The following is a 23003-nucleotide window of genomic DNA, read 5'->3' as shown; positions in this document are numbered from 1 at the left end:
GCGCTGCGGCAGATCGCCGAGCGTCTCGCGCAGCTGCCGCCCGCCAAACGCCAGGCCTTCCGGCAGGCGCTGCGCGAGCGCGGCCTCTCGCCCTGGCAACTGCCCATCGTGCGCCGCCCGGCCCAAGAGGCAGCGCCCCTGTCGTTCGCGCAGCAGCGGCTGTGGTTTCTGGACCAGCTGGAAGGCCCGAACCCGGTCTACAACATCTGCACCGCACTGCACCTGAGCGGCCAGCTCGATCGCCACGCCCTGCAGGCCGCCTTCGAGGCGCTGGTGCAGCGCCATGCCGCGCTGCGCACCGCGGTGGTGACGCGCGACGGCGTGGCGCAGCAGGACGTGCTGCCGACCGTGGCGCTGCCCTGGCAATGGGTCGACCTGAGCGGCTGCGACCCCGAGCAGCGCGAGGCGGAAGTGCAGCGCCTGGGCGCCGAGATGGCGGGCCTGCGCTTCGACCTGTCGCAAGCCCCGCTCTTGAAGGTGGCCCTGGCCCGCACCGGTGAGCACGAGCACCGGCTGTGGCTGACGCTGCACCACATCGTCGCCGACGGCTGGTCGATCGACGTGCTGGTGGCCGAGCTGAGCGCGCTGTACCGAGAGCGTGTCGGGGGCGCGCCGGCGGCGCTGCCGGCCCTGCCCGTCGACCCTGCCGACCATGCGGCGTGGCAGCGCGAGGCGCTCGACGCCGAGGCGCTGGCCGCGCAGCTGGCCTACTGGAAGGAGCAGCTCGGCGACGACCATCCGCTGTTGGCCCTGCCCGCCGATCGGCCCCGCCCCGCACAGCAGAGCTACCGTGGCGCGGAGCTGACGCGCCCGCTGCCGCCCGCGCTGTCGGACGCCGTGCAAGCCCTGGCGCGCCGCCGCGGCAAGACGCTGTTTTGCGTGCTGCTGGCCGCCTTCCAGACCCTGCTGTGGCGCTACACCGGCCAGCGCGAGATCCGCGTCGGCACCCCGGTCGCGAACCGCGAAAGAGACGAGACGCAAGGGCTGGTCGGCCTGTTCGCCAACACGCTGGTGTTGCCGGCGCAGCTCCACGGCCAGCTCCGCTTCGAGGACCTGGTGGACGATCAGGCCCGGCGGGTGGTGACGGCCCAGGCCCACCAGGACCTGCCTTTCGAACAACTCGTCGATGCGCTGCAGCTGACACGCGAGCTCTCGCATGCGCCGCTGTTCCAGGCCATGCTGTTGGTGCACACGCGGCGCGGCGGCTTCGAGATGCCCGGGCTCGCCGTCAGCCCGGCCACCACGCCGCGCGACACCGCCAAGTTCGACCTGACGCTCGAGATCACCGACACCGGGCAGGGCCTGGAGGCCTGTTTCGTCTACGCGCGCGACCTGTTCGACGCGAGCACGGTGGAGCGTCTGGCCGGGCACTTCGAGCGCCTGCTGCAGGGCATCGTCGAGACACCCCAGGCCCGGCTCGATCAACTGCCGATGCTGGGCGACGACGAGCTGCGCCAGCTGCTCGCCACCGGCCGTCCGGCGCCGCAAGCGCTGCCCGGCGACGTCGGGGTGCACCGGTTGTTCGAGCGGCAGGTGCTGGCCACGCCCGAGGCCCCTGCCTTGTTTTTTGGCGAGCGGGTGCTGAGCTACCGCGAACTGAACCGGCGCGCCAACGCACTGGCCCATCGGCTGCACCGGCTGGGCGTCGGGCCCGACACGGTGGTCGGGGTCTGCCTGCCGAGGTCGATCGAGATGGTGGTCGCCCTGTTCGGCGTGATGAAGGCCGGCGGCGCCTACCTGCCGCTGGACCCGGACTACCCGGCCGAGCGCCTGGACTACATGTGCCAGGACGCGCGGCTGGCGCTGCTGCTGACGACGTCGGACACGGCCTGGAGACCGCAGGCGGTGCAGGTACTGGTGCTCGACACCGAGCCGGGGCTGGCGACGGCCGGCCTCGACCAGCCGCCGCGGGTCGATCTGGCGCCCGCCCACCTGGCCTATCTGATCTACACCTCCGGCTCCACCGGGCGCCCCAAGGGCGCGGGGGTGCCGCACCAGGGGCTGCTGAACCGGCTGGCCTGGATGCAGGCCGAGTACCGGCTCGACCGGCGCGACCGGGTGCTGCAGAAGACCCCGTTCAGCTTCGACGTGTCGGTCTGGGAGTTTTTCTGGCCGCTGATGACCGGCGCCGCGCTGGTGGTGGCGCAGCCGGGCGAACACCGCGACAGCGAGCGCCTGGCGGCGCTGATCCGCCAGCGGGGCGTGACGACACTGCACTTCGTGCCCTCGATGTTGAACGCCTTCCTGGACGACCCCGGCGCCGCGGCTTGCGACTCCATCGTGCGGGTGATCTGCAGCGGCGAGGCCTTGCCGTTCGAGCTGCAGCAGCGCTTTTTCGCCACCCTGCCGTCGGCCGAGCTGCACAACCTCTACGGGCCGACCGAGGCGTCGATCGACGTGAGCCACTGGGCCTGCCGGCGCGACAGCCGCGACACCGCGGTGCCGATCGGGCGGCCGATCTGGAACACCGCGCTGCACGTGCTCGACGCGGCGCTCAACCCGGTGCCGGTCGGTGTGGCCGGTGAGCTCTACCTCGGCGGCATCGGCTTGGCGCGCGGTTATCTTGGCAAGCCGGCGCTGACGGCCGAGCGTTTCATTCCGGACCCCTTCAGCGACACGCCGGGGGCGCGGCTCTACAAGACCGGCGACCTCGCGCGGCTGCGGCCCGACGGAGCCGTCGACTACCTGGGTCGCATCGATCACCAGGTCAAGATCCGCGGCTTCCGCATCGAGCTGGGCGAGATCGAGGCCCGACTGCTGGCGCATGCCGGCGTGGCACAAGCCGTGGTGGTCGCCCGCGAGGACCGGCCCGGCGACAAGCGCTTGGTGGCGTACTGGGTGGCCGCGGCGGCGGACCCGGCGGACGAGCCGGCGCTGCGCGCTTTCCTGGGCGAGGCGCTGCCCGAGCACATGCTGCCGTCGGCCTTCGTCCGGCTCGACGCCATGCCGCTGTCGCCCAACGGCAAGCTCGACCGGCGTGCCCTGCCGGCGCCCGACTTCGAGGCCGGCGTCGAACACGTGGCCCCCCGCAGCGTGGCCGAAAGCGTGCTGGCCTCGGTGTGGCAGGAGGTGCTGGGGCTGCCGCGCGTGGGGGTGCAGGACAACTTCTTCCGCATCGGCGGCGACTCCATCCTCAGCCTGCAAGTCGTCGCGAAGGCACGCCAGCGGGGCTGGAAGCTGTCCCCGAAACAGCTGTTCGAGCACCAGACCGTGGCCGAGGCCGCTGCCGTGGCGCAGCCGCTCGCCGCTTCGGCGGCACCCGCCGAGGGTCTCGAAGATCCCCAGGGCCTGCTGCCGCTGACCCCCATCCAGCACTGGTTCTTCGAGAGCGGCTTGCGGACTCCCTCGCACTGGAACCAGGCGGTGCTGTTGCAGCTGCGCCGCCCCATCGAGCCCGAGGTGCTGCAGCGGGGCCTGCAGCTGCTGGTCGAGCGTCATGCCGCGTTGCGCACGCGGTTTGTCCGCGACGCCGCCGGGGCCTGGCATCAGCAGGTGGCCGAAGGCGACAGCGCCGACTTCTTCGAGCGGGTCGACGTGAGCGAGGTACCGTCCGAGCGGCTCGCGTCGACCCTCGAAGCCCACGGCACGGCCCTGCAAGCGCGGCTGGATATCGAGCGCGGTCCCTTGCTGCGCGCCGCCTGGTTCGCTTGCGGCAGCGCCGAGGCGCCGCGCCTGCTGGTGGCGATCCACCACCTGGCCGTGGACGGCGTGTCGTGGCGGGTGCTGCTCGACGAGCTGCAAACCGTTTGCGCACAGCTGGCCCAGGGCGAGCCGCCGACGCTGCCCCCGGTGGGCAGCTCCTACGCGCTCTGGGCGCGCCGCCTGCAGGGCGACGCCGCCTCGCCCCGCACCCGCGACGAGCTGGCGTACTGGTCACAGCTCGGCGATGCCGGCGCCTTGCCGCAACGCGGCGACCTGGCTGACGCCACGGTCGGCGAGGCGCGCCGCGTGCGCGCGACGCTGGACGCCACGCGCACGGCGGCGCTGCTGTCCGACGTGCCGGCCCGGCTGCGCGCCGGCATCGAGGAGGTGATGCTGACCGCGCTGGCCTTGACCTTGTGCGCCTGGAGCGGCCATGCTGCGGTGCTGGTCGAGCTGGAGGGCCACGGACGCGAAGACCTGTTCGACGAGCTCGACCTCTCGCGCACGGTGGGCTGGTTCACCAGCCGTTTTCCGGTGCGCCTCGCGCCGGGCGGCAGCGGCGGCCTGGCCGCACTCAAGCAGGTGAAGGAGCAGCTGCGCGGGCGGCCGCGCAAGGGGGTGGGCTACGGCGTGCTGCGCCACCTGGGCGACCCGGCGACGCGCGAGCGCCTCGCCGGGCTCGCGCAGCCGCAGGTCTGCTTCAACTATCTGGGCCGCTTCGACCGGGTCTTCCACGAGACCTCGCCGTTCACGCTGGCAGCGGAGTCCCCCGGCGCCACCCGCCATCCGGGCGAGCGGCGCACCCATGCACTGGACATCGACGGCCAGGTGCTCGACGGCGTGCTGAGCCTGGAGTGGACCTACAGCCCCTCGCTGCACGACGCGCGCGAGATCGAAGGCCTGGCGGCGGACTTCGTGCAGCGCCTCGCGGCCCTCGTGGATGCGTTGCAGGCCAGCGAAGCCGGCGTCACGCCGAGCGACTTCCCGCTGGCCCGCCTGTCGCAAGCCGAGCTCGATGCGCTGCCCGTGGCCTGGCGCGACGTCGTCGACGTCTACCCGCTGGCGCCGATGCAGCACGGCCTGCTGCTGCACACGCTGCTCAACCCCGGCGCGGGCATGTACCTGATGCAGGACCGCTATCGGCTCTCGGGCGAGCTGGACCCGGGCGCCTTCCAGCGTGCCTGGCAGCGGGTGGTGCAGCGCCATGCGGCGCTGCGCACCGCGTTCTTCTGGCGCAACGAGGACCGCCCCTTGCAACTGGTGTACCGGGAAGCGCCGCCCGTGGTGAGCTGCCTCGACTGGAGCGGGCTGCCCGAGTCCGTGCAGCGCGAGCAGCTCGACACGCTGCTGGCCGACGAACTGCGTCAGGGTTTTGACCTCGGCGAGCCGCGGCTGATCCGTTTCCGGCTGATCCGCCTCGGCGGCGACCGGTGGTACTTCACGCAGAGCTACCACCACATCGTGCTGGATGCCTGGTGCTTCTCCTTGCTGATGGTGGACTTTTTCGCCCACTACCAGGCCGAGTGCGAGGGCCGCGAGGCGCAGCTGCCGCAGCCGCGTGCGTATGCCGACTTCATCGCCTGGCTCGAGGCGCAAGACCCGTCTGCGGCACGCGACTACTGGCGCCGCACCCTGGAGGGTGTGGACGAGCTGACCCCGCTGATGATCGACAAGGCCACCGAGCGCCGCGAGCACGGCGGTGTCGAGGACCGGCAGGTACAGCTCGACGAGGCCGAGACCGCCGCGCTGCAGTCCGAAGCCCAGCGCCACCGGCTCACCGTCAACACCTACACCCAGGGTGCGTGGGCCTTGTTGCTGGCCTGGTACGCCGGCCGCCGCGAGGTGGTGTTCGGCACCACGGTGGCCGGGCGGCCGACCGAGCTGGAGGGGATCGAATCCAGCGTCGGCCTCTTCATCAACACCTTGCCCTTGCGCCTGCCGGTGCCGGCGGGGCAGCGCGTGACCGACTGGCTGCACGAGGTCTTGCGCCGCAATGTCGAGATGCGCCACCACGAACACCTGCCGCTGCCCGAAGTGCAGGCCTTGAGCCCGCTGGGGCGCGGCAAGTCGCTGTTCGACAGCCTGTTCGTGTTCGAGAACGCGCCGGTCGACCGCTCGCTCGACGAATGGAAGCTGCGCTGGCGCGTGGACGAGAAGACCGCCCGTACCCACACCAACTACCCGCTCACGGTGGTGGTGATTCCGGGCGAACGGCTGACCCTGCAACTCACCTATGACCGGCAGTTGTTCGAGCGCGAGGCGGTCGATCGCATGCTGGCCCATTTCAAGGGCTTGCTGCTGACGCTGCTGCGCCATCCCGGGTCTCGCCTCGCCGAGCTGCCTCGGCTGGGCGAGGCCGAGCGGCTGCAGCTGGCCGGGTGGAACGACAGCGGCGACGGCGATGGCATCCCCGAGCACTACGGCGAACTGTTCGAACGCCAGGCCGCCGCGACGCCGGACGCCATCGCGGCCCGCTGCGGGGACGCGGCCGTCGACTATGCCGAGCTGAACCGCCGGGCCAACCGGATCGCGCACCGCCTGATCGCGATGGGCATCGGGCCGGACGACGTGGTGGCGCTGTACGACCGCCGCGGCATCGACCTGCTGGCCTGCATCGTCGCGGTGTTCAAGGCGGGGGCAGCCTACCTGCCGCTCGATCCGGACCACCCGCCCGCACGCCTGGCGCAGGTGCTGCGCCTGAGCCGGGCGGCGGCGGTCTGGAGCGGTGCGGGCGACACGGCGCGGCTGGACACCGCGTTGCGGGACCTCGGTGCGGAAGCGCCGCCGCGCGTCGTGATGCCCGGCGGCGGGCCGGCGGACGAGAGCCATCCCGTGCCGCGCGGCCGGGGCGACAACCTGGCCTACATCATCTACACCTCCGGCTCAACCGGCGTGCCCAAGGGCGCCATGGTGCACCGCCGCGGCATGCTCAACACCCTGCTGCAGAAGCATGTGCAGCTGGGGCTGACGCGCGACGACGTGGTGGCGCAGACCGCCTCGGCCTGTTTCGACATCTCGGTGTGGCAGTTCCTCAGCGGCCTGCTGTGCGGCGCGACCGTCGAGATCGTGCCGGACGACGTGGTGCAGGACCCGGCTGCCTTGAGGGCGCGCCTGGTGCAGCGCCGGGTCACCGTGCTCGAATGCGTGCCGGCGATGCTGCGCGCGCTGTTGGCCGAGCCGGACGATCCCGGCCTGCCGCTGGCCCTGCGGTGGCTGCTGCCGACCGGAGAAGCCCTGCCGCCCGAGCTGGCGCGGCACTGGCTGCAGCGTTTCCCGCAGGTGCCCTTGCTCAACGTCTACGGCCCGGCGGAATGCGCCGACGATGTGGCGCTGCACGCCTTGCACGAGGTGCAGGAGGCGAGCGGCGCGCAGCTGCCCATCGGCCGGCCGGTGCGCCACCTGCGGCTGCACGTGGTCAACCGCGACCTCGAGCCGCTGCCGCCCGGCGTGCCGGGCGAGCTCTGCATCGCGGGCGTCGGGGTGGGCCGGGGCTATCTGCACGATCCGGTCCGCACCGCGACGGCCTTCGTGCCCAACCCCTTTGCCGAGGTCCCGGGCGAACGCCTCTACCGCAGCGGCGACCTGGTGCGCCAGCGGCCCGACGGGGTCTGTGAATACCTGGGGCGGCTGGACCACCAGGTCAAGCTGCGCGGCTTCCGCATCGAGCTCGGCGAGATCGAAGCCCGGCTGCGCGCCGTGGCCGGCGTCGAGCAGGCCGTGGCCCTGGTCCGCGAGGACCGCCCGGGCGACCAGCGCCTGGTGGCCTACGTGGTGCCCGGCACGCTGGAGCCGGCGGAGCTGAAGGCGGCGCTGACCGAGAGCCTGCCGGCCTACATGGTGCCGGCGGCCATCGTCGCCCTGGACCGCCTGCCGCACAACGCCAACGGCAAGATCGACCGTCGTTCGCTGCCGGCACCGGAGTGGCACGGCGAGGCGCTCGAAGACGAGCGCCCGGCCACCGCCTTGCAGCAACGCCTGGCGTCGATCTGGGCCGAGGTGTTGGGCCTGCCCGAGGTCGGCGTGACGCGCGACTTCTTCGCCCTGGGCGGCCATTCGCTGCTGGCCACGCAGCTGGTGTCGCGGGTGCGGCGCCAGCTCGGGGTCGAGCTGCCCTTGCGCGCGGTCTTCGATGCGCCCACCGTGGCGGCCTTGGCCGAGACCATCGAACGCTGCGACACACCCGACGAGGCCGCACCGCTGGTAGCGGCTGCGGGCCGCGGCGACACGGTGCCGCTGTCCTTCGGCCAGCAGCGCTTGTGGTTCCTGGCCCAGCTGGAGGAGGGCGCCAGCGCGGTTTACAACATGCCCGTGGTGCTCAAGCTGCAGGGGGCGCTCGACGTGCCGGCCATGGAGGCCGCGCTGTACGCCATCCAGGCGCGTCATGAGGTGCTGCGCAGCGTGATCGTCGAGCACGAGGGGCAGGCGCAGCAGCGGGTGCTGGCGCCCCAGCCGGTGTCGCTGGCGGTCGACAGCCTGAGCGATCTGCCGCCGGCCGACCGTGAGGCGGCCGCCCGCGAGCGCGCCGCTGCCGAGGCGGCCCGGCCGTTCGTGCTGGACCAGGAGCTGCCGTGGCGTGCCCGGCTGCTGCGCCTCGACAAGGAAGTGCACTGGCTGCTGCTGACGCTGCACCACATCGCCGGCGACGGCTGGTCGCTCGGGCTGTGGATGCAGGAGCTGGCGGCGGGCTACGCGGCGGCCTGCGCGGGCCGGCCGCCGGTGGCCGAGCCGCTGCCGCTGCAGTACGCCGACTACGCCTTGTGGCAACGGCAGTGGCTGGCCGGCCCGGTGCGCCAGCGCCAGCTGGACTACTGGCGCGAGGCGCTGGGCGACCCGAACGTGGTGCTGGAGCTGCCGAGCGACCGCAGCCGCCCGCCGCTGGCCAGCCACCGCGGGGCCAGCCTCGACTTCGAGCTGGAGCCGGCCCTGGTCGCCAGGCTGCGGCAGGTCGGCCAGCGCCATGGCACCACCTTGTTCGCCAGCCTGCTGGCCGGGTTTGCCGTGCTGTTGCACCGCTACAGCGGGCAGCGCGACCTGCGCATCGGCACGCCGGTGGCGAACCGGCACCGGCTCGAAACCGAAGGTTTGATCGGACTGTTCGTCAACACGCTGGTGATGCGTTGCCGTGTCGAGCCCGAGCTCGACTTCGGCAGCTTGCTGCGGCAGGTCCGGGAAACCACCCTGGGGGCCCAGGCCCACCAGGACCTGCCGTTCGAGCAGCTGGTGGAGGCCTTGCTGCCCGAGCGCGACCTGAGCCGCTCGCCGCTGTTCCAGGTGATGTTCATTCTGAATCCTGCACCCGCCGCACAACAGACCTTGCCGGGCTTGACCGTGGAAGCCCTGGCGGCCGAGCACCGCACCGCGAAGTTCGACCTCAGCCTGATTGCCAACGAGCGCGAGGACGGCGGCGTGTCGGCCAGCTTCGAGTACAGCACCGACCTGTTCGACCCGGGCACGGTGGAGCGGCTGGCGCGCCACCTGCGGACGCTGCTGCAGGTCGCCGCCACGTCGGCGGCGCCGGTGGCCGACTGGCCGCTGCTCGATGCCCGCGAACGCCGGCAGCTGCTGCACGACTGGAACGGCGTGGAGGATCTGCGCACGCCGCTGTGTGTCGCCGCGGCCTTCGAAGCCCAGGCGCGCCAGCGGCCGACGGCCCCGGCGCTGATCTGCGGCGACGAGGTGCTCAGTTATGCCGAGCTCGACCGCCGCGCCGAAACGCTCGCGCAACAGCTGCGCAGCGCCGGCGTCGGTGCCGACACCTTGGTCGGCATCTGCCTGCAGCGCTCGGCCTGGTTGCCGGTGGCCTTGCTCGCCGTGCTGAAGGCCGGTGGCGCCTACCTGCCGCTCGACCCGGCCTATCCTGCCGAGCGGCTGGCGTGGATGCTGCAGGACGCGAAGCCGGCCCTGCTGCTGACGCACACCGCGCTGCGAGCGGTGCTGCCGCCGACCGAGGCGGCGCTGCTGTGCCTCGACGCGCCGCAGCCGCTGCCGCAGGCGGTGGGGGGCCGCGTAGCCTTGCCCGACCACCTGGCCTACACCATCTACACCTCGGGCTCCACTGGCCGCCCGAAGGGTGTGCAGGTGACGCGCGCGGGGCTGGGCAATCTGCTGCGCTCCATGCAGCGGCAGCTCGACTTCGGCGCCGACGAGACCCTGCTGGCGGTGACCTCGCTGTCCTTCGACATCGCCGCGCTGGAGCTGTACCTGCCGCTGGTTTACGGTGGCACGGTGCTGCTGGCCGACACCGCGCAGGCCGCCGACGCCGGTGAGCTGATGCGTCTGCTGCGCGAGCACCCGGTGACGACGATGCAGGCCACGCCCGCCACCTGGCGCCTGCTGCTCGATGCCGGCTGGCAGGGCGCGCCCCAGGGGCTGCGCCTGCTGTGCGGGGGCGAAGCGATGCCCGCCGACCTGGCCGGGGCGCTGGTGAGCCGCTGCGACGCGCTGTGGAACGTCTACGGTCCCACCGAAACCACCGTCTGGTCGACCCTGCAAGGGGTCGGCGAGACCACCGCCGGCATGCCGCCGATCGGCCGGCCGCTGGACAACACCGAGCTCTGCATCCTCGACGCTCGCATGGAGCCGGTGCCGCTCGGCGCGGTGGGTGAGCTGTACATCGGCGGCATCGGCCTGGCGCGGGGTTACCACGGGCGCGGCGACCTGAGCGCCGAGCGTTTCGTGCCGCACCCCTTCGTCGAGGGGCGCCGCCTCTACCGCACCGGCGACCTGGCGCGCTGGCGCGCCGACGGCACGGTGCTGTGCCTGGGCCGTGCCGACCGGCAGGTCAAGCTGCGCGGCTTCCGCATCGAGCTGGACGAGATCGAGTCGGCCCTGTCCAGCCTGCCCGGCGTGCGGCAGGCGGCGGTGACGGTGGTCGGCGAGGCCGACAAGCAGCTGGTGGCTTATGTGGTGCCCGAGGCCCCCCAGTCGGTCGACGCCGCCGGGCTGCGGCTGGCCTTGTCGTCGCGTCTGCCGGGCTACATGGTGCCGGGGCGATGGGTGCTGCTCGATGCCTTGCCGCTGACGCCCAACGGCAAGGTCGATCGCAAGGCCCTGCCGGTCCCGCTCGGGGCAGGGGCCGGCGCCGGCACCTATGTGGCGCCGGGCACGCCGATGGAAGCGCTGATCGCCAGCACCTGGGAGGAACACCTGGGGGTCGAGGCGGTCGGCACGGGCGACAACTTCTTCGAGCTCGGCGGGCATTCGCTGCTGGCCGTGCGCGTGATGCAGCGGCTGCGGCAGCTGCTCGAGCGCGAGGTGCCGCTGACGCTGCTGTTCCAGGCCCCGACGGTTGCGGCACTGGCCGCCGCGCTGCAGCGGCAGGGGCCGGCGACGCCAGGTGGCTCACCGTTGATCGCCCTGCGTCGCGAGGGCGAGCTGCCGCCGCTGTTCTGCGTGCATCCGGCCGGCGGCCACGTGGCGGCCTACCTGCCGCTCGTGAAGGCGCTCGGGCCGCAACAGCCGGTCTACGGTCTGCAGTCGCGCGCCTTGTTCGACCCGTCCTGGCGCGACCCCTCGATCGCCGCGATGGCACGCGACTACGTCGCCGCGATCCGCCAGGTGCAGGCCCACGGCCCGTACCGCCTGCTCGGGTGGTCGATGGGCGGCATGATTGCCCAGGCGATGGCCGCTGAGCTGGAACGCGAGGGCGAGACCGTGGCCTTCGTCGCCCTGCTCGACACGACGCTCTACACCGACGTCACGCTGGCCGAGCGGCACGACCTGGCCGACGAGTACCTCGACCAGTTCGAGGGCCTGCTGCGGGGTGGCCTGGCGGCCGACACGCGAGCGGCCTTGTATCGCGAGCTGATCGCGCTCGAGCCGGCCGACCAGCTGGCTCACCTGGCGCGATGGGCCGAGGCCGGGCAGCGCCTCGAGATCGACCGCCTGGACGAAATCCGACTTCAGGTGCAGGTCCGCGACAGCGCCAACCGTTTGATGCGTGAGAATCGCGTCCAACCGGTCCATGCGCCCTTGTACCTCTGGTGCGCGCAGCAGACGCTGGACCGTCACGCCGCCGTCAATGCCGACTGGGCCGCCCATACCCGCGGGGGCCTGCATCGCTTTTCAGTCCCGGGCGACCACTGGGAGGTGGTCGCGTCGTCCGCCGTGCACCGAGGCCTGGCGGCACTGCTGCGGGGCGAGCCGGTCCCGGCCTGAACCCGCCACGATTCAACACCCTGCTCATGCCAATGAAAACACAACACAGCCTCCAGCTTTCTCTCGTGACACTCGCGTGCCTGGCCTTCTTCCAGAGCCACGCAGGCGCCCAGACCGCGGCGACGCCGCCCGCAGCCGCGACCCCGGACGCCCAAGCCTTGCCGGGCGTGAAGGTTGTCGGCGACCGTGACATCGGCCTGCGCGCCGAGCGCGCCTCCTCGACCACCAAGGGCAGCACCCCGCTGATGCAGACGCCGATGTCGGTGCAGGTGGTGCCGCAGGCGCTGGTCGAGGACCGCCAGGCCAATACGCTGCGCGAAGCCCTGGAGACCGTGAGCGGCGTCTTCGCAGGCAGCACCTCGGTGCACGAGGACATCATCGTGCGCGGCTTCCCGGTCTACGACTCCTACCGCAACGGCGTCAAGACGCGGCGCTTCGGGCCGACCGAGCTGGCCAACGCCGAACGCGTGGAGGTGCTCAAGGGCCCGTCTTCGACGCAATTCGGGCGGGGCGACATCAGTGGCATGTTCAACGTGGTGACCAAAAAGCCGCAGGCCGACACCTATGTCTCGCTGCAGCAGCAGATCGGCAGCGAGGACTTCCTGCAGACCCACCTCGACGCCACCGGCGCGCTGAACCCCGACAAGACGCTGCTGTACCGCTTCAACGCGGTGTACGAGGATGCCGGCTCGTTCCGCGACTTCATCGACACCAAACGCTACTTCATCGCGCCCACCTTGAGCTGGCGGCCGAACGCCGATGTGCAGTTCAATCTGGAACTGGAACACGCGAACCACGACAGCCCGATCGACCGCGGCATCGTGGCGGTGGGCGAGCGTCCGGCCGACGTGCCGCGCAGCCGCAACCTGGGCGAGTCCTTCACCGGCCACGAGAACCGCTCGACCCTGCTGTCGCTCGACGGGTCGCAGAAGCTGGACGCCACCTGGACCCTGCGGCAGAACCTGATGCTGGAGCATGCCCGGGGCGAGGGGCTGGAGTACCAGCACGAGCTGGTCGACGGCGAACGCACGATCGGCCGCATCCCGCGCCGCATCCAGCAGCGCGACGTCGATACGCAGTTCGTCTCGCTGGAGCTCGCCGGCACACCGCAGTGGGGCGGCCTGGGGCACGACTTTGTCGTCGGCGTGGACCATGCGCGCAGCAAGGGGCGCTTCGACTTCTGGGAAGGCGAGCTCGATCCGACGATCCCGGGCTTCCTGCTCGACATCCACCAGCCGGCCTATACCGGGATCGTGCCCGAGACGCCCGTCCATGGCCTCGACGTCACCAACCGCAGCAGGGCCTGGGGTGTCTACGCGCAGGACCAGATCCGCCTCACGCCGGAATGGCAGCTTTTGCTGGGCGGCCGCTACGACAACGCCAGGCAGACGTCCGATGACCACCTGGCGGGCAGCGTCTCTAAGGCGCACGACAAACGCTTCAGCCCGCGGGTCGGCATCGTCTTCTCGCCGGCCGCGTGGTGGTCGCTTTACGGCAGCTACACGGAGTCGCTGAGCGACGCGAACGCCGGCACCCTGGCGTCGGGTGCGGCGCTCGATCCCATCGTCGGCAAGCAGTACGAGATCGGCTTCAAGGCCGAGACGCTCGACAAGCGACTGTTCACCACCGTGGCGCTCTACCAGCTGACCAAGCAGAACATCGTGGTGCCGGACGCGCAGAACCCCGGCTACGCGGTGCAGCTGGGCGAAGCGCGCAGCCGCGGGCTCGAATGGGACATGGGCGGCCGCGTGACGCCGCACCTCAACCTCACTGCCTCCTATGCCTACACCCAGACCGAGGTCACCCGCGATGCGGCGGGGCCCGAATCGACCGAGGGCAACCGCCTTTATGGGGTGCCGCGCCATGCGGTGAAGCTGTTTGCGCGCTGGGACCAGCAGGCGGGGGGAAGCGCCGGGCTGAGCCTGGGCGCCGGCATGGTCGCCCTGAGTGAGCAGGAGGTCGACGCGCAGAACAGCGCGCGGATTCCGGGCTACGCACGCTTCGACCTGATGGCCGCCTACAAGTGGCGAAACAGCGGCTTGCGCTGGACGGCGCAGCTGAACCTCCTGAACGCCGACGACAAGACCTACTACCTGCCCAGCGGCAGCCGCCACGAAATCGCCTTCGGGCGGCCGCGCACCGTGCTGGCGTCGCTGCGAGCGGAGTACTGATGGGCGGCGTCGTCTCCTTGCTGCGGGCGTCGCGCTGGAAGCTTGCGGCGGCCGGGCTGGCCGGGGCCGCCAGCGGCCTCGGCATCGCTGCGCTGATCGCCCTGATCAACACCGCTCTGGCCTTGCCGCGGGCCGAACAGGCGCAACTTCTGCCCGGCTTCGTCGCGCTGTGCCTGGGCGTGTTCGTCGCCCGCACCGCGAGCGAGGCGGCGCTGGTGCGGCTCAGCCAGCAACTGATCGCGGCACTGCGCAGCCAGCTGTCGCGCCAGATCCTGGCGTCGCCGCTGCGTGAACTGGAACGACATGGCGCGCACCGCCTGCTGGCGGCCTTGACCGAGGACGTGCAGAAGATCGCCGCGCTGCTGACCCGTCTGCCCACCTTCTGCATCAACCTGGCGGTGGCGCTGGGCTGTTTCGCCTACCTGGGCTGGTTGTCGTGGCCCTTGATGCTGGGGGCGCTGGCCTGCATCGGCCTCGGCATCGGCGTGTTCCTGGTGGCGCAGCTGCGGGCCCAGGGGGCGCTGGAGCGTTCGCGCCAGGCCGGCGACGAGCTGTACAAGCACTTCACCACCGTCACCCAGGGCAGCAAGGAGCTGCAGATGCACCGGGGTCGGCGCCTGGCCTTCCTGAGCCGCTGGCTGGACCGTGCAGCGGCACGGCTGCAGCGCAACTTCGTGAGAGGCATGACCACTTACGCGGTGGCCGAGAGCCTCGGTTTGCTGATGTTTTTCGTTTTCATCGGCCTGCTGCTGTTCCTGCCGGCCGATTACACGACACAAGACCCGGCCGTGCTCAGCGGTTACGCGCTCACCTTTCTCTACCTGATCACCCCGGTGGAGGTGCTGGTCAACCTGGCGCCGGACTTCGGGCAGTTCCGGGTGGCGATGAAACAGCTGGCGCACTTGCAGCTGGCGCTCGCGCCGAGCCAGGACGAAGCCGCCGGGCGGGACCTGTGGGGACCCTTGAGCTCGATCGAGCTGAGCGGGGTGACCCACGGCTACCGCAGCGAACACGAGGACGGGCATTTCACGCTGGGCCCGCTCGAGCTGGACCTGGTGCCTGGCGAAATCGTGTTCATCACCGGCGGCAACGGCAGTGGCAAGACGACACTCGCCAAGCTGCTGGTGGGGCTGTACGCGCCGGACAGCGGTGAGGTCAAGGTCAATGGGGCCCGGGTGTCGAGCGGGCCCGAGCGCGAGGCCTACCGGCAGCTGTTCTCGTGCGTGTTCGCCGACTTCTACCTGTTCGAGGAATTGCTGGGGCTGGCCGATCCTCACCTGGAGTCGCGCGCACGCGAGCTGCTGAAGCAACTCCGGCTCGATCACAAGGTGTCGCTGGAAGGGGGGCGGTTCTCGACGGTGGCGCTCTCGCAGGGCCAGCGCAAGCGGCTCGCGCTGCTGGCGGCGGTGCTCGAAGACCGCCCCGTGTGCCTGTTCGACGAATGGGCGGCGGACCAGGACCCGGTGTTCAAACGCGTGTTCTACGAACACATCCTGCCCGACCTCAAGGCGCAGGGAAGGGCGGTGGTGGCGATCACGCACGACGACGCCTACTTCCACCTGGCCGACCGGCACGTCAAGCTGGAGTCGGGGCGCATCGTGTCGATCGGCACGCCGTCCCGTGCCAGTGCCAAAGTCGAGTTGAAGGGACTGAAGGCAGCCGGCGCGGCAGATGTGGCCTGCCGGGAGGCGCAGGCGTGAGCTTCGCCGGGAGGCAAGGGGCCGGTCAGGAGCCGGCGCTGTCTGCAGGAGCGTCGGTCTTCCAGGTCCGCGGCGCAGCGGGTGCCGTGCCCTGGGACACCTCCGCCGCGCGCAGCTTGTGGCCCTGCACGGTGACGCGCTGACCGACTGCGGGCGCCTGCTTCTGCGTGACGGTGCGCAAGCTGCCGTCGTCCATGCGGACCCTGACCTTGTACACCGTGACGCTGCGCGCGCGCTTCTCGATCTCATGGCCGGCAAAGCCGCCGCCCACGGCGCCGACCACGGTCATGGCTTTGCGTCCGTTGCCCTTGCCGACCTGATTGCCGAGCAGACCGCCGACCACACCACCGGTCACGGCACCGAGGCCCGTGCCTTCGCCCTTGTGCTGCACGGCCTGGACCGACTCGATCACGCCGCAGTTGCGACAGACGTCGGCCACCGGCGGTTGATCGCGCGTCTCGATATAGCGCTTGTTGCCGCCCGCGTCCTCAGCCCGTGCCTGTTTGGGCGCCGTCGCATCGTTTTTGGCCGGCGCCGGCGGCGGGTCGGCCACGGCTTGTTCCGCTTGAGGAGACGGCGTCCTGCGCTCGAGCACCAAGGCGGAGGCCAGGCCGGCGATGGTGAGCAGTGCCACCCCACCGGCCACCCATACGGCGCGCGGCAAGGCTTTCAGGCCTTGCGGGTGGGCAGACATCGAGGGCCCGGCGTCGAGAGCTGGGGGGGTGTTCATGGAGGGAGGTCCTTTCCTGGTTGTCGGGGTCGTCGCTGCGCTGCGGACGACCCCCGCGCATTCAACGCGCGAACGGCCTGCCGGACGTCGACGAAGGGCGACGACATGTCACTGAGTGTCAGTCTCCCGGCCTTGCACTCACGCCGAGCAACCAAGATTGCGACTGCTGACGTTCGACCTCGAAACGAAAAAAAGGGGTTCCCTCCGGTCCCTGGCTTTCGCTGCTTTGCCTGGATGGCGCAGGGATGGACGATGAGATCGTGAGCAGGCGGACGTGGCAGAAAGTCCCTCCGATCCCACAATTCGAAGACAATTCGAGAACCTTTTCTTCGGTCTGTGCCGCAAGCCTTATGTTCCACCGCCCCGTCGCGTTCTGGTTGGGAACGCTGCTGATCACTGCTGGTGTGCTTTCACACGTCCCGATGTTTCTCATGGGGCGGTACACGGGGTGGCAGATGGTCGGCATGGAAATGACGGTCGAAATGTGGATCGGCATGGCGCTGATCCCGCTCGGGCTGCTCCTGGCCTGGCGGGGACTGTTGTCTCCTGTGAAGGCGGTGCCCGGAGGTGGCGGAGAGGTGCCGCATTTTCATATTGCCGACGGCGTGTCGCTCAATCGCGAGCACTGGAAGCTCGTGGTCGTCCTGGTCATCACGCTGGCCATCGACGTGATGAAACCCGCAACGCTCGGTTTCGTGATGCCCGGAATGGGCCGTGAGTACGAGATTGTTCGCTCCCAGGCCAGTCTGCTGGCCTTGTTCGCGCTCACCGGGACCACCGTGGGTTCCGTGGTCTGGGGCCGCATTGCCGACCGGGTGGGCCGGCGGGCGGCCATCCTGCTGTCGGCGCTGATGTTCATCGGAACCGCCATCTGCGGCGCCATGCCCGCGTTCGAATGGAACCTGGTGATGTGTTTCCTGATGGGCGCGTCCGCCGGCGGGCTGCTGCCCATCACCTTCACCCTGATGGCGGAGACAGTCCCGGCGCGGCACAGGGGCTGGCTGCTGGTGGCGCTGGGCGGCATCGGCACCTCCGCGGGCTACCTGCTGGCCTCCGGTGCCGCGGCTTTGCTGGAACCCCTGTTCAGCTGGCGTGTGCTGTGGCTGCTGGGCCTTCCGACCGGTGCGGTGATCATCTTCCTCAACCGGTACATCCCGGAGTCGCCGCGTTTCCTCTCGGCGATGGGCCGCAACGCGGCCGCCGTGGCGGTGCTGGCCCGTTTCGCCGGTCACCGGCGCGGCGTCGAGAAAGACGACGAAACACATCCGCCGGCGGAACCGATCGACGAGAGCCATCCGGTGGCGACGGTGCGCCAGCTGCTGCAGGGCCGGCATGCACGCATCACCCTCGCACTGCTCGCCTGCGGCACGGGATGGGGCCTGGTCAACTTCGGGTTCCTGCTCTGGCTACCCTCGAACCTGAAGGAACTGGGGGTGGACCCGGCCGCAGCCAGCGCTCTGCTCGCCAAGTCGGCCGTCTACGGACTGCCCGCCATCGCAGTCGTCATCTGGCTCTATGACCGCTGGAGCAGTTTCAAGACGCTGATCGTCTTCGCGGCCCTGTCCACACTCACCCTGCTGGGCTTCGCCGCCTTGGGCTTTTGGCAGGTGAAATCGCCCTGGATCACCACGACCGCCACCGCCCTGTTGCTCGTCAGCGTGAGCGGTGTCATCGCGATGCTCATCCCTTACGCTGCCGAGATCTATCCGGTGCATCTGCGCGGCACGGGGTCCGGTGTCATCGCGGCCAGTTCGAAGTTCGGCGGCATTCTCGGCGCCGGGCTTGCGGTGGTCGGCTTCTTCGACCACCTCGCACTGTCGGCGGCCCTTCTGGCCGTGCCGATGGCCGTTGCCGCGGTCATGTTGTGGATGGGCGGCATCGAGACGCGCGGCATCAAGCTGGAAGAGATCCAGCGAACGCTGGCTTCACCTGGCCGGGCCGCCGCGAAAGGCCACCGGGCGGCGTAGCCGCCGTCCATGAGGTGGAAGCTGCCCGGTTCCAGTCGACCTCGGTATCGGCACCCGTCACACCTGGCTTGCGATAGGGGGCGGGGTCGGGGACTGCGTTTCAGGTCAAGCAGGCACTTGACCGAGTTGCAAGGCCATTGCACGGGCCCGCTATGGCGCATGGAAAATGCACGCCATACCGATCATTCCCTTCCGTCTGCAGGAGGTGTACCGATGCCCTTGGCATATCAGTTCAGGCCGGGGAAGGGCCTCGCGTCGCTCGAGGTCACGACGCTGCCGTCTCGCGCGCTGCGGCCGCACGAAGTGCGGGTCGCGGTGCGCGCGGTATCGCTCAACTACCGGGACATCCTCATCTACCGTGGCGAGTATCCGGCGCCCTCAGACCGGGCGGTGATTCCGTGCTCCGACGGCGCGGGCACGGTGGTTGAGGCAGGCTCCGAAGCCGGCCGGTCGCTGGCGGTCGGAGACGAGGTGGTCGGCTCCTTTTTTCCTCACTGGCGCGACGGCGCACCGAGCCGCGAGGGTATCGCGGTGAGTGCCGGTTGCAACGTCGACGGCTGGCTCGCCGAGGAGGTGGTGGTGGACAGCCGCTTTCTGGTGCGCCTTCCCCGCGGGATGGCCCACGCCACGGCAGCGTGCGCTCCATGCGCCGGGGTCACCGCGTGGGTTGCGATGTTCGAGTCCGCACAGCTGAAGCCCGGCGCCTGGATGCTGGTGCAGGGCACCGGCGGCGTGGCGATGTGGGCTGCCCGGTTGGCCGAGGCGCGTGGCATCAAGACCGTTGTGATCGGCTCCGACCCGACCAAGGCCGCCCTGATGCAGCCCGCGGGCCGGACCTTCGTCAACTACCTGGACCGCCCGACCTGGTCCGAGGATGTGCTCCAGCTGACACAAGGGCACGGTGCGGACCTGGTGCTGGAACTCGGTGGCAAGTCGACCATCCGGGAGTCGCTCCGCGCCCTCGCCTTCGGCGGCCATGTGGCCGTCATCGGCGGTCTGGGCGGGTGGACCTACGACTCGATGGAGTACCTGCAGCTGATCACCAAGATGGCCACCGCCCACGGGATCTATGTGGGCAGCGCAAGATCCTTGGCGGATCTGCTGGCATTCGTCGACGAGCACCACGTCGAGCCTCACATCTCCGCGCGCTTCAGCTTCCGGGACGCGCCGGCAGCTTTCGAAGCGCTGGAGGCCGGACGACACGTGGGCAAGCTGGTGATCGAGTTGGCTTGAGCGCTGTCGGACGCCGGGTGATGCGGTCCGCGTCATGCAGCGAGCTTGACTCCGGATGTTTTCACGACCTCACTCCAGCGCGCGATTTCGCCGTGGACAAATTGGCCGAAGGCCGCACCGTAGAGACGCGGCGTGTCGGTTCCCAGATCGCTCCATGCTTTTCTGAGCTCCGCCGTGCCGAGCGCTTTGTCGAGTGCCGTCTGCATGTGCTCGACGATCTCCGCGGGGGTGCCTCGTGTCGTCCACAGGCCGTACCAGGTCGAGACCTGGTAGCCGGGGAAACCCGCCTCCGCGGACGTCGGCACGTCAGGGAAGCCGGGCGCCCGTTGGGGCGCCGCGACCGCAAGCGCCCGGATGCGACCGCTCTTGATGTGGGCCGCCGACGATCCCAATCCATCGAACATGAGATCCAGCTGGCCGCCGATCAGGTCCTGCAGCGCCGGACCGGCGCCGCGGTAGGGGATGTGGGTGATGAAGGTGTGCGTCTGTTGCTTGAACAACTCGCCGGCCAGATGATGGCTGGTGCCGGTGCCGGCGGAGCCGTAGTTGAGTTGGCCCGGGCGCTTGCGCACATACTCGACCAGGCCCTTGAGATCGGTGACAGGCACCCGCGTCGGGTTGACGACCACGACCTGCGGGACGTTGGACACCAGGCCCACCGGCACAAAGTCGGTCTCGATGTTGTAGGCGAGCTTCGGGTAAACGCTCGGCGCGATCGCATGGTGCACGGCCCCCAGCAAGAAGGTATAGCCGTCCGGCGCGGCTTTGGAGGCCACGCTCGCTCCCAGGGTGCCACCCGCGCCACCGTGGTTCACGATCATCACCTGCCTGCCGAGCTGCCGCGTCAACATCGCGCTCAGCGGCCGAGCGAAGGCGTCGGTGCCGCCGCCGCTCGGGAAGGGCACGACGATGGTCACCGGTCGGGCGGGCCATTCGGCGGCCAGCGCGTTCAAGCCGGGAAATGCCAAGGCCGGAGTACATGACGCGGCTTTCAGGATCTGCCGACGCGACAGACCGCGAGACCGGTTCGGAAGCTTGGAAACGTCCATGGTCATACCGTTAGGGGTCAAAGGTGGAAGGGATCGAGCGCCCTGCCGCGCTACCTGCGGAACTGGCCACTGGCCGACACGATCGAGAGGTCGGTCCATTCGAGGCCGGTGTGGTCGGTGGCCGAGTACTTCACCTCATAGCCGGGCCACCCCACGTCGAAGCGCTTGCCGCTTTGCAATGCGGCCACGAGGTCTTGCGGGGTGGGCGCCGGTGCGGCGCGCAGCGCTGCGACCAGCACCTTCGCGGCGGCCAGGCCCTCCAGCATGGCAGGTGACACCTTCACCTCCTTGAGGCTGTTCGAACGGCTCAGCAGCTGTGCCGTCTCGGCCACCAGCGGAATGTCCATGCGTCGCTCCGGCGGAAAGACCTGTGCGACGATGACGCCAGCAGCCAAAGGGCCCAATTGGGCGACGAATCCGCCCGAGGCGTTGTTGCTCAAGGTGATCACATAGCCCCGCCCGCCGGCCTTTCGAAACCCGCGTATCAGCGCGATCGTCGGTTCGTTGGTCGCAATGATGAGCAAGGCTTGCGCATCTGCCTTGACCGCAACGTCAATGATCCGGCTGAAGTCCGTGGCTTTGCGGTCGAACTTCTCGATGTAGGCCGGCTGCACTCCCGTCTTTGCCAGACCGGCGCTCACCCCGGCGAGTGCATCGACACCAAACGCATCGTCGACATAAACGAGCCCGAAACGTTTGAGGCCCATGCCGACCACCTGCTCGACGGCCTTGGCCGCCTCGCTTTGATAGGACGCCCGGACGTTGAATACATAGGGCTGAAGGGGGTGGTGCAAGCTCATGGCACCGGTGGAGGGGCCGATCAGCGGTATCTTGTATTTGGTGAGCACCGGCAACATGGCCGCCGTGGTCGCCGTTCCGCGGGACAGAAACATGCCGATCGCCTGATGCTCCTCGATCAGCTTGATGGTGTTGGCCGCCGATCGAGCGGGGTCGTAAGCGTCGTCCAGCGTGACCAGTTGGATGGGGCGGCCCTTGATCCCGCCCTTTGCATTGACGGCGTCGAAGTAGAGCTTGGCCACCAAGGTCATTTCGCGGACCGAGGCGGCGGGGCCCCCCGTCAGCGCGGTGGTCTGACCGATGACGATGGGCGCTGGTGTCTGACCCTTCGCCGCGAAGCTGGCCAGCAGCCCTCCGAAAAGCAGGACGAACAACCGCGCTGCAATTTGCCTTTGCATTGATGCATCTCCCTGAAGTAATGCCGGGTGTCGGCTGCGGCGGTTGGAGGCTTTTGGAGCGGATGGATTTGCCGAAGCGGCCGTCACGCCCGGACGCGACGGCGGCGCTGTGCGGTCGGCTGCCGAGGGCGACGACCGAGCGTCAAGAGCGCGTATCGACCAAGCTCGTGGAACCCAGAGAGAGGCTGGGCCAGCAGGTTCGGCCAGATGGCAGCGGATGAGCGCATCGGCCGGGCTGCCTTCGGCGCTCCGTGATGTCACGACCGATCGAGGGCCTGACGGCTTACCCTCCCGGTGCGCAAAGAAACGTCCCCCTGGTGTCCTCGACCGACCGCATGTTTCGATGTTTGGAAATGTGTGAGTTCGAGCGGAGGGTAAGCCACGGAAGGAAGGCTGTAATCTGAAAGAATTAACAGTCGCAAGGGGCGGCTACGCTCCGTCCGGAGCGGGGGGAAACTCCCATTCCAAGGGGTGCAGAGGACCACGAATTGCCCAGTTCCTGTCATCTCCGCCGAGGCGTCGGCGGTACGACGGCAAGCAAGCAGTGCGCCGCATGATCGAATGGCGCCGCTCGATCCTCGAGCGGACGGCATTGGCGCCTCAGCAGGCGGCATGGCTGCCGGGGTCCAGTTGTTCGAGCACATGCGACGGACGACGGACACCTGGTGGTCGATGCGGTGAACCGACCCCGCGGCAGGCCGGTCGCCATCGACCTTTTCTTTCGCACTCTGGCCGCCGCCCACCAGGAACGGGCTTCTGCCGTGGTGTTGTCGGGAACAGGCAGCGATGGGGCCGAGGGGCAGGTCGAAGGCTTCGCGAAAATCGCCCGGGATCTGACCGAGCGCGGACTGCTCGAGAAACAGCGCGAAGAGGTGCTGCCGACGGAACTGCTCGACCTGTCGCGGCTGAACACCGGCAAGATGGCCTTGAACCGAACCGCCGTTCAGTGGCGTCCCATCGTCGAGAGGATCGTCAGCGCTCTGCGCGGGGAGGCCGATGCGAAACCGCTCACCCTGAACATCGAGGCAGGCGACCCCACGGTCTAACGTTCATTGTCACCCTGCCCCTGTTCGAAGGCCGTCTTGCCGGTGCCGCCGGCGATGACACGTCGCCTGTGCACATCCTGCAGGACCGGCGGGTGTTGCTGGGTCGGCGACG

Annotated in this window: 9 protein-coding genes and 1 pseudogene; 7 read left to right on the top strand and 3 right to left on the bottom strand. The window is 69.8% G+C overall.

Annotated features, from left to right (window positions below):
• Window positions 1-108: 108 nt before the first annotated feature.
• The 4 genes and pseudogenes from OOT46_RS30955 to OOT46_RS16075 form a co-directional block, all read left to right on the top strand.
• Window positions 109-3228 (top strand): annotated as a pseudogene (locus OOT46_RS30955) (amino acid adenylation domain-containing protein); the annotation flags it as partial.
• Window positions 3211-11799, top strand: coding sequence for an amino acid adenylation domain-containing protein (locus tag OOT46_RS16085; protein ID WP_416136204.1), 8589 nt, complete (start codon window positions 3211-3213; stop codon window positions 11797-11799). The pseudogene OOT46_RS30955 and the gene OOT46_RS16085, both read left to right, overlap by 18 nt.
• Before the next feature lie 32 nt (window positions 11800-11831).
• Window positions 11832-13970: a TonB-dependent siderophore receptor gene (locus OOT46_RS16080; protein ID WP_265404634.1), complete on the top strand. Its 2139-nt coding sequence runs from the start codon at window positions 11832-11834 to the stop codon at window positions 13968-13970.
• The gene (locus tag OOT46_RS16075) at window positions 13970-15670 is read left to right on the top strand and encodes a cyclic peptide export ABC transporter (RefSeq protein ID WP_265404633.1); all 1701 of its coding nucleotides are present in this window, start codon (window positions 13970-13972) and stop codon (window positions 15668-15670) included. Before OOT46_RS16080 ends, OOT46_RS16075 begins: the two co-directional genes overlap by 1 nt.
• A gap of 25 nt (window positions 15671-15695) precedes the next feature.
• Here the strand turns inward: OOT46_RS16075 and OOT46_RS16070 are convergent, their stop codons facing one another.
• A complete protein-coding gene (locus OOT46_RS16070; protein ID WP_265404632.1) occupies window positions 15696-16400 on the bottom strand; it encodes a glycine zipper 2TM domain-containing protein in 705 nt (234 codons plus the stop codon).
• Between the two features lie 245 nt (window positions 16401-16645).
• Between OOT46_RS16070 and OOT46_RS16065 the strand changes: the two genes are divergently transcribed.
• Together OOT46_RS16065 and OOT46_RS16060 are read left to right on the top strand one after the other, a co-directional pair.
• The gene (locus tag OOT46_RS16065) at window positions 16646-18367 is read left to right on the top strand and encodes an MFS transporter (protein ID WP_265404631.1); all 1722 of its coding nucleotides are present in this window, start codon (window positions 16646-16648) and stop codon (window positions 18365-18367) included.
• Between the two features lie 219 nt (window positions 18368-18586).
• A complete protein-coding gene (locus tag OOT46_RS16060; RefSeq protein ID WP_265404630.1) occupies window positions 18587-19600 on the top strand; it encodes a zinc-dependent alcohol dehydrogenase family protein in 1014 nt (337 codons plus the stop codon).
• Between the two features lie 32 nt (window positions 19601-19632).
• Here the strand turns inward: OOT46_RS16060 and OOT46_RS16055 are convergent, their stop codons facing one another.
• Window positions 19633-20649: a Bug family tripartite tricarboxylate transporter substrate binding protein gene (locus OOT46_RS16055; protein WP_416136203.1), complete on the bottom strand. Its 1017-nt coding sequence runs from the start codon at window positions 20647-20649 to the stop codon at window positions 19633-19635.
• 50 nt (window positions 20650-20699) lie between these two features.
• A complete protein-coding gene (locus OOT46_RS16050) occupies window positions 20700-21845 on the bottom strand; it encodes an ABC transporter substrate-binding protein (protein WP_265404628.1) in 1146 nt (381 codons plus the stop codon).
• Between the two features lie 662 nt (window positions 21846-22507).
• Here OOT46_RS16050 and OOT46_RS16045 point away from each other — a divergent pair.
• A complete protein-coding gene (locus OOT46_RS16045) occupies window positions 22508-22891 on the top strand; it encodes a chemotaxis protein CheB (protein WP_265404667.1) in 384 nt (127 codons plus the stop codon).
• Window positions 22892-23003: the final 112 nt, after the last annotated feature.

The sequence above is a fragment of the Aquabacterium sp. A7-Y genome, from assembly GCF_026153205.1.
Taxonomy (GTDB): Bacteria; Pseudomonadota; Gammaproteobacteria; order Burkholderiales; family Burkholderiaceae_C; genus Caldimonas.
The sequence above is the reverse complement of the archived record's forward strand: the minus strand, read 5'-3'. Positions and strand labels throughout refer to the sequence as shown.

Bases quoted from the DNA above. Each gene is read 5' to 3' on its own strand.
- OOT46_RS16075 (WP_265404633.1), top strand. From the start codon at position 13,970: ATGGGCGGCGTCGTCTCCTTGCTGCGGGCGTCGCGCTGGAAGCTTGCG.
- OOT46_RS16055 (WP_416136203.1), bottom strand. From the start codon at position 20,649: ATGGACGTTTCCAAGCTTCCGAACCGGTCTCGCGGTCTGTCGCGTCGG.
- OOT46_RS16080 (WP_265404634.1), top strand. From the start codon at position 11,832: ATGAAAACACAACACAGCCTCCAGCTTTCTCTCGTGACACTCGCGTGC.
- OOT46_RS16070 (WP_265404632.1), bottom strand. From the start codon at position 16,400: ATGAACACCCCCCCAGCTCTCGACGCCGGGCCCTCGATGTCTGCCCAC.
- OOT46_RS16050 (WP_265404628.1), bottom strand. From the start codon at position 21,845: ATGCAAAGGCAAATTGCAGCGCGGTTGTTCGTCCTGCTTTTCGGAGGG.
- OOT46_RS16065 (WP_265404631.1), top strand. From the start codon at position 16,646: ATGGACGATGAGATCGTGAGCAGGCGGACGTGGCAGAAAGTCCCTCCG.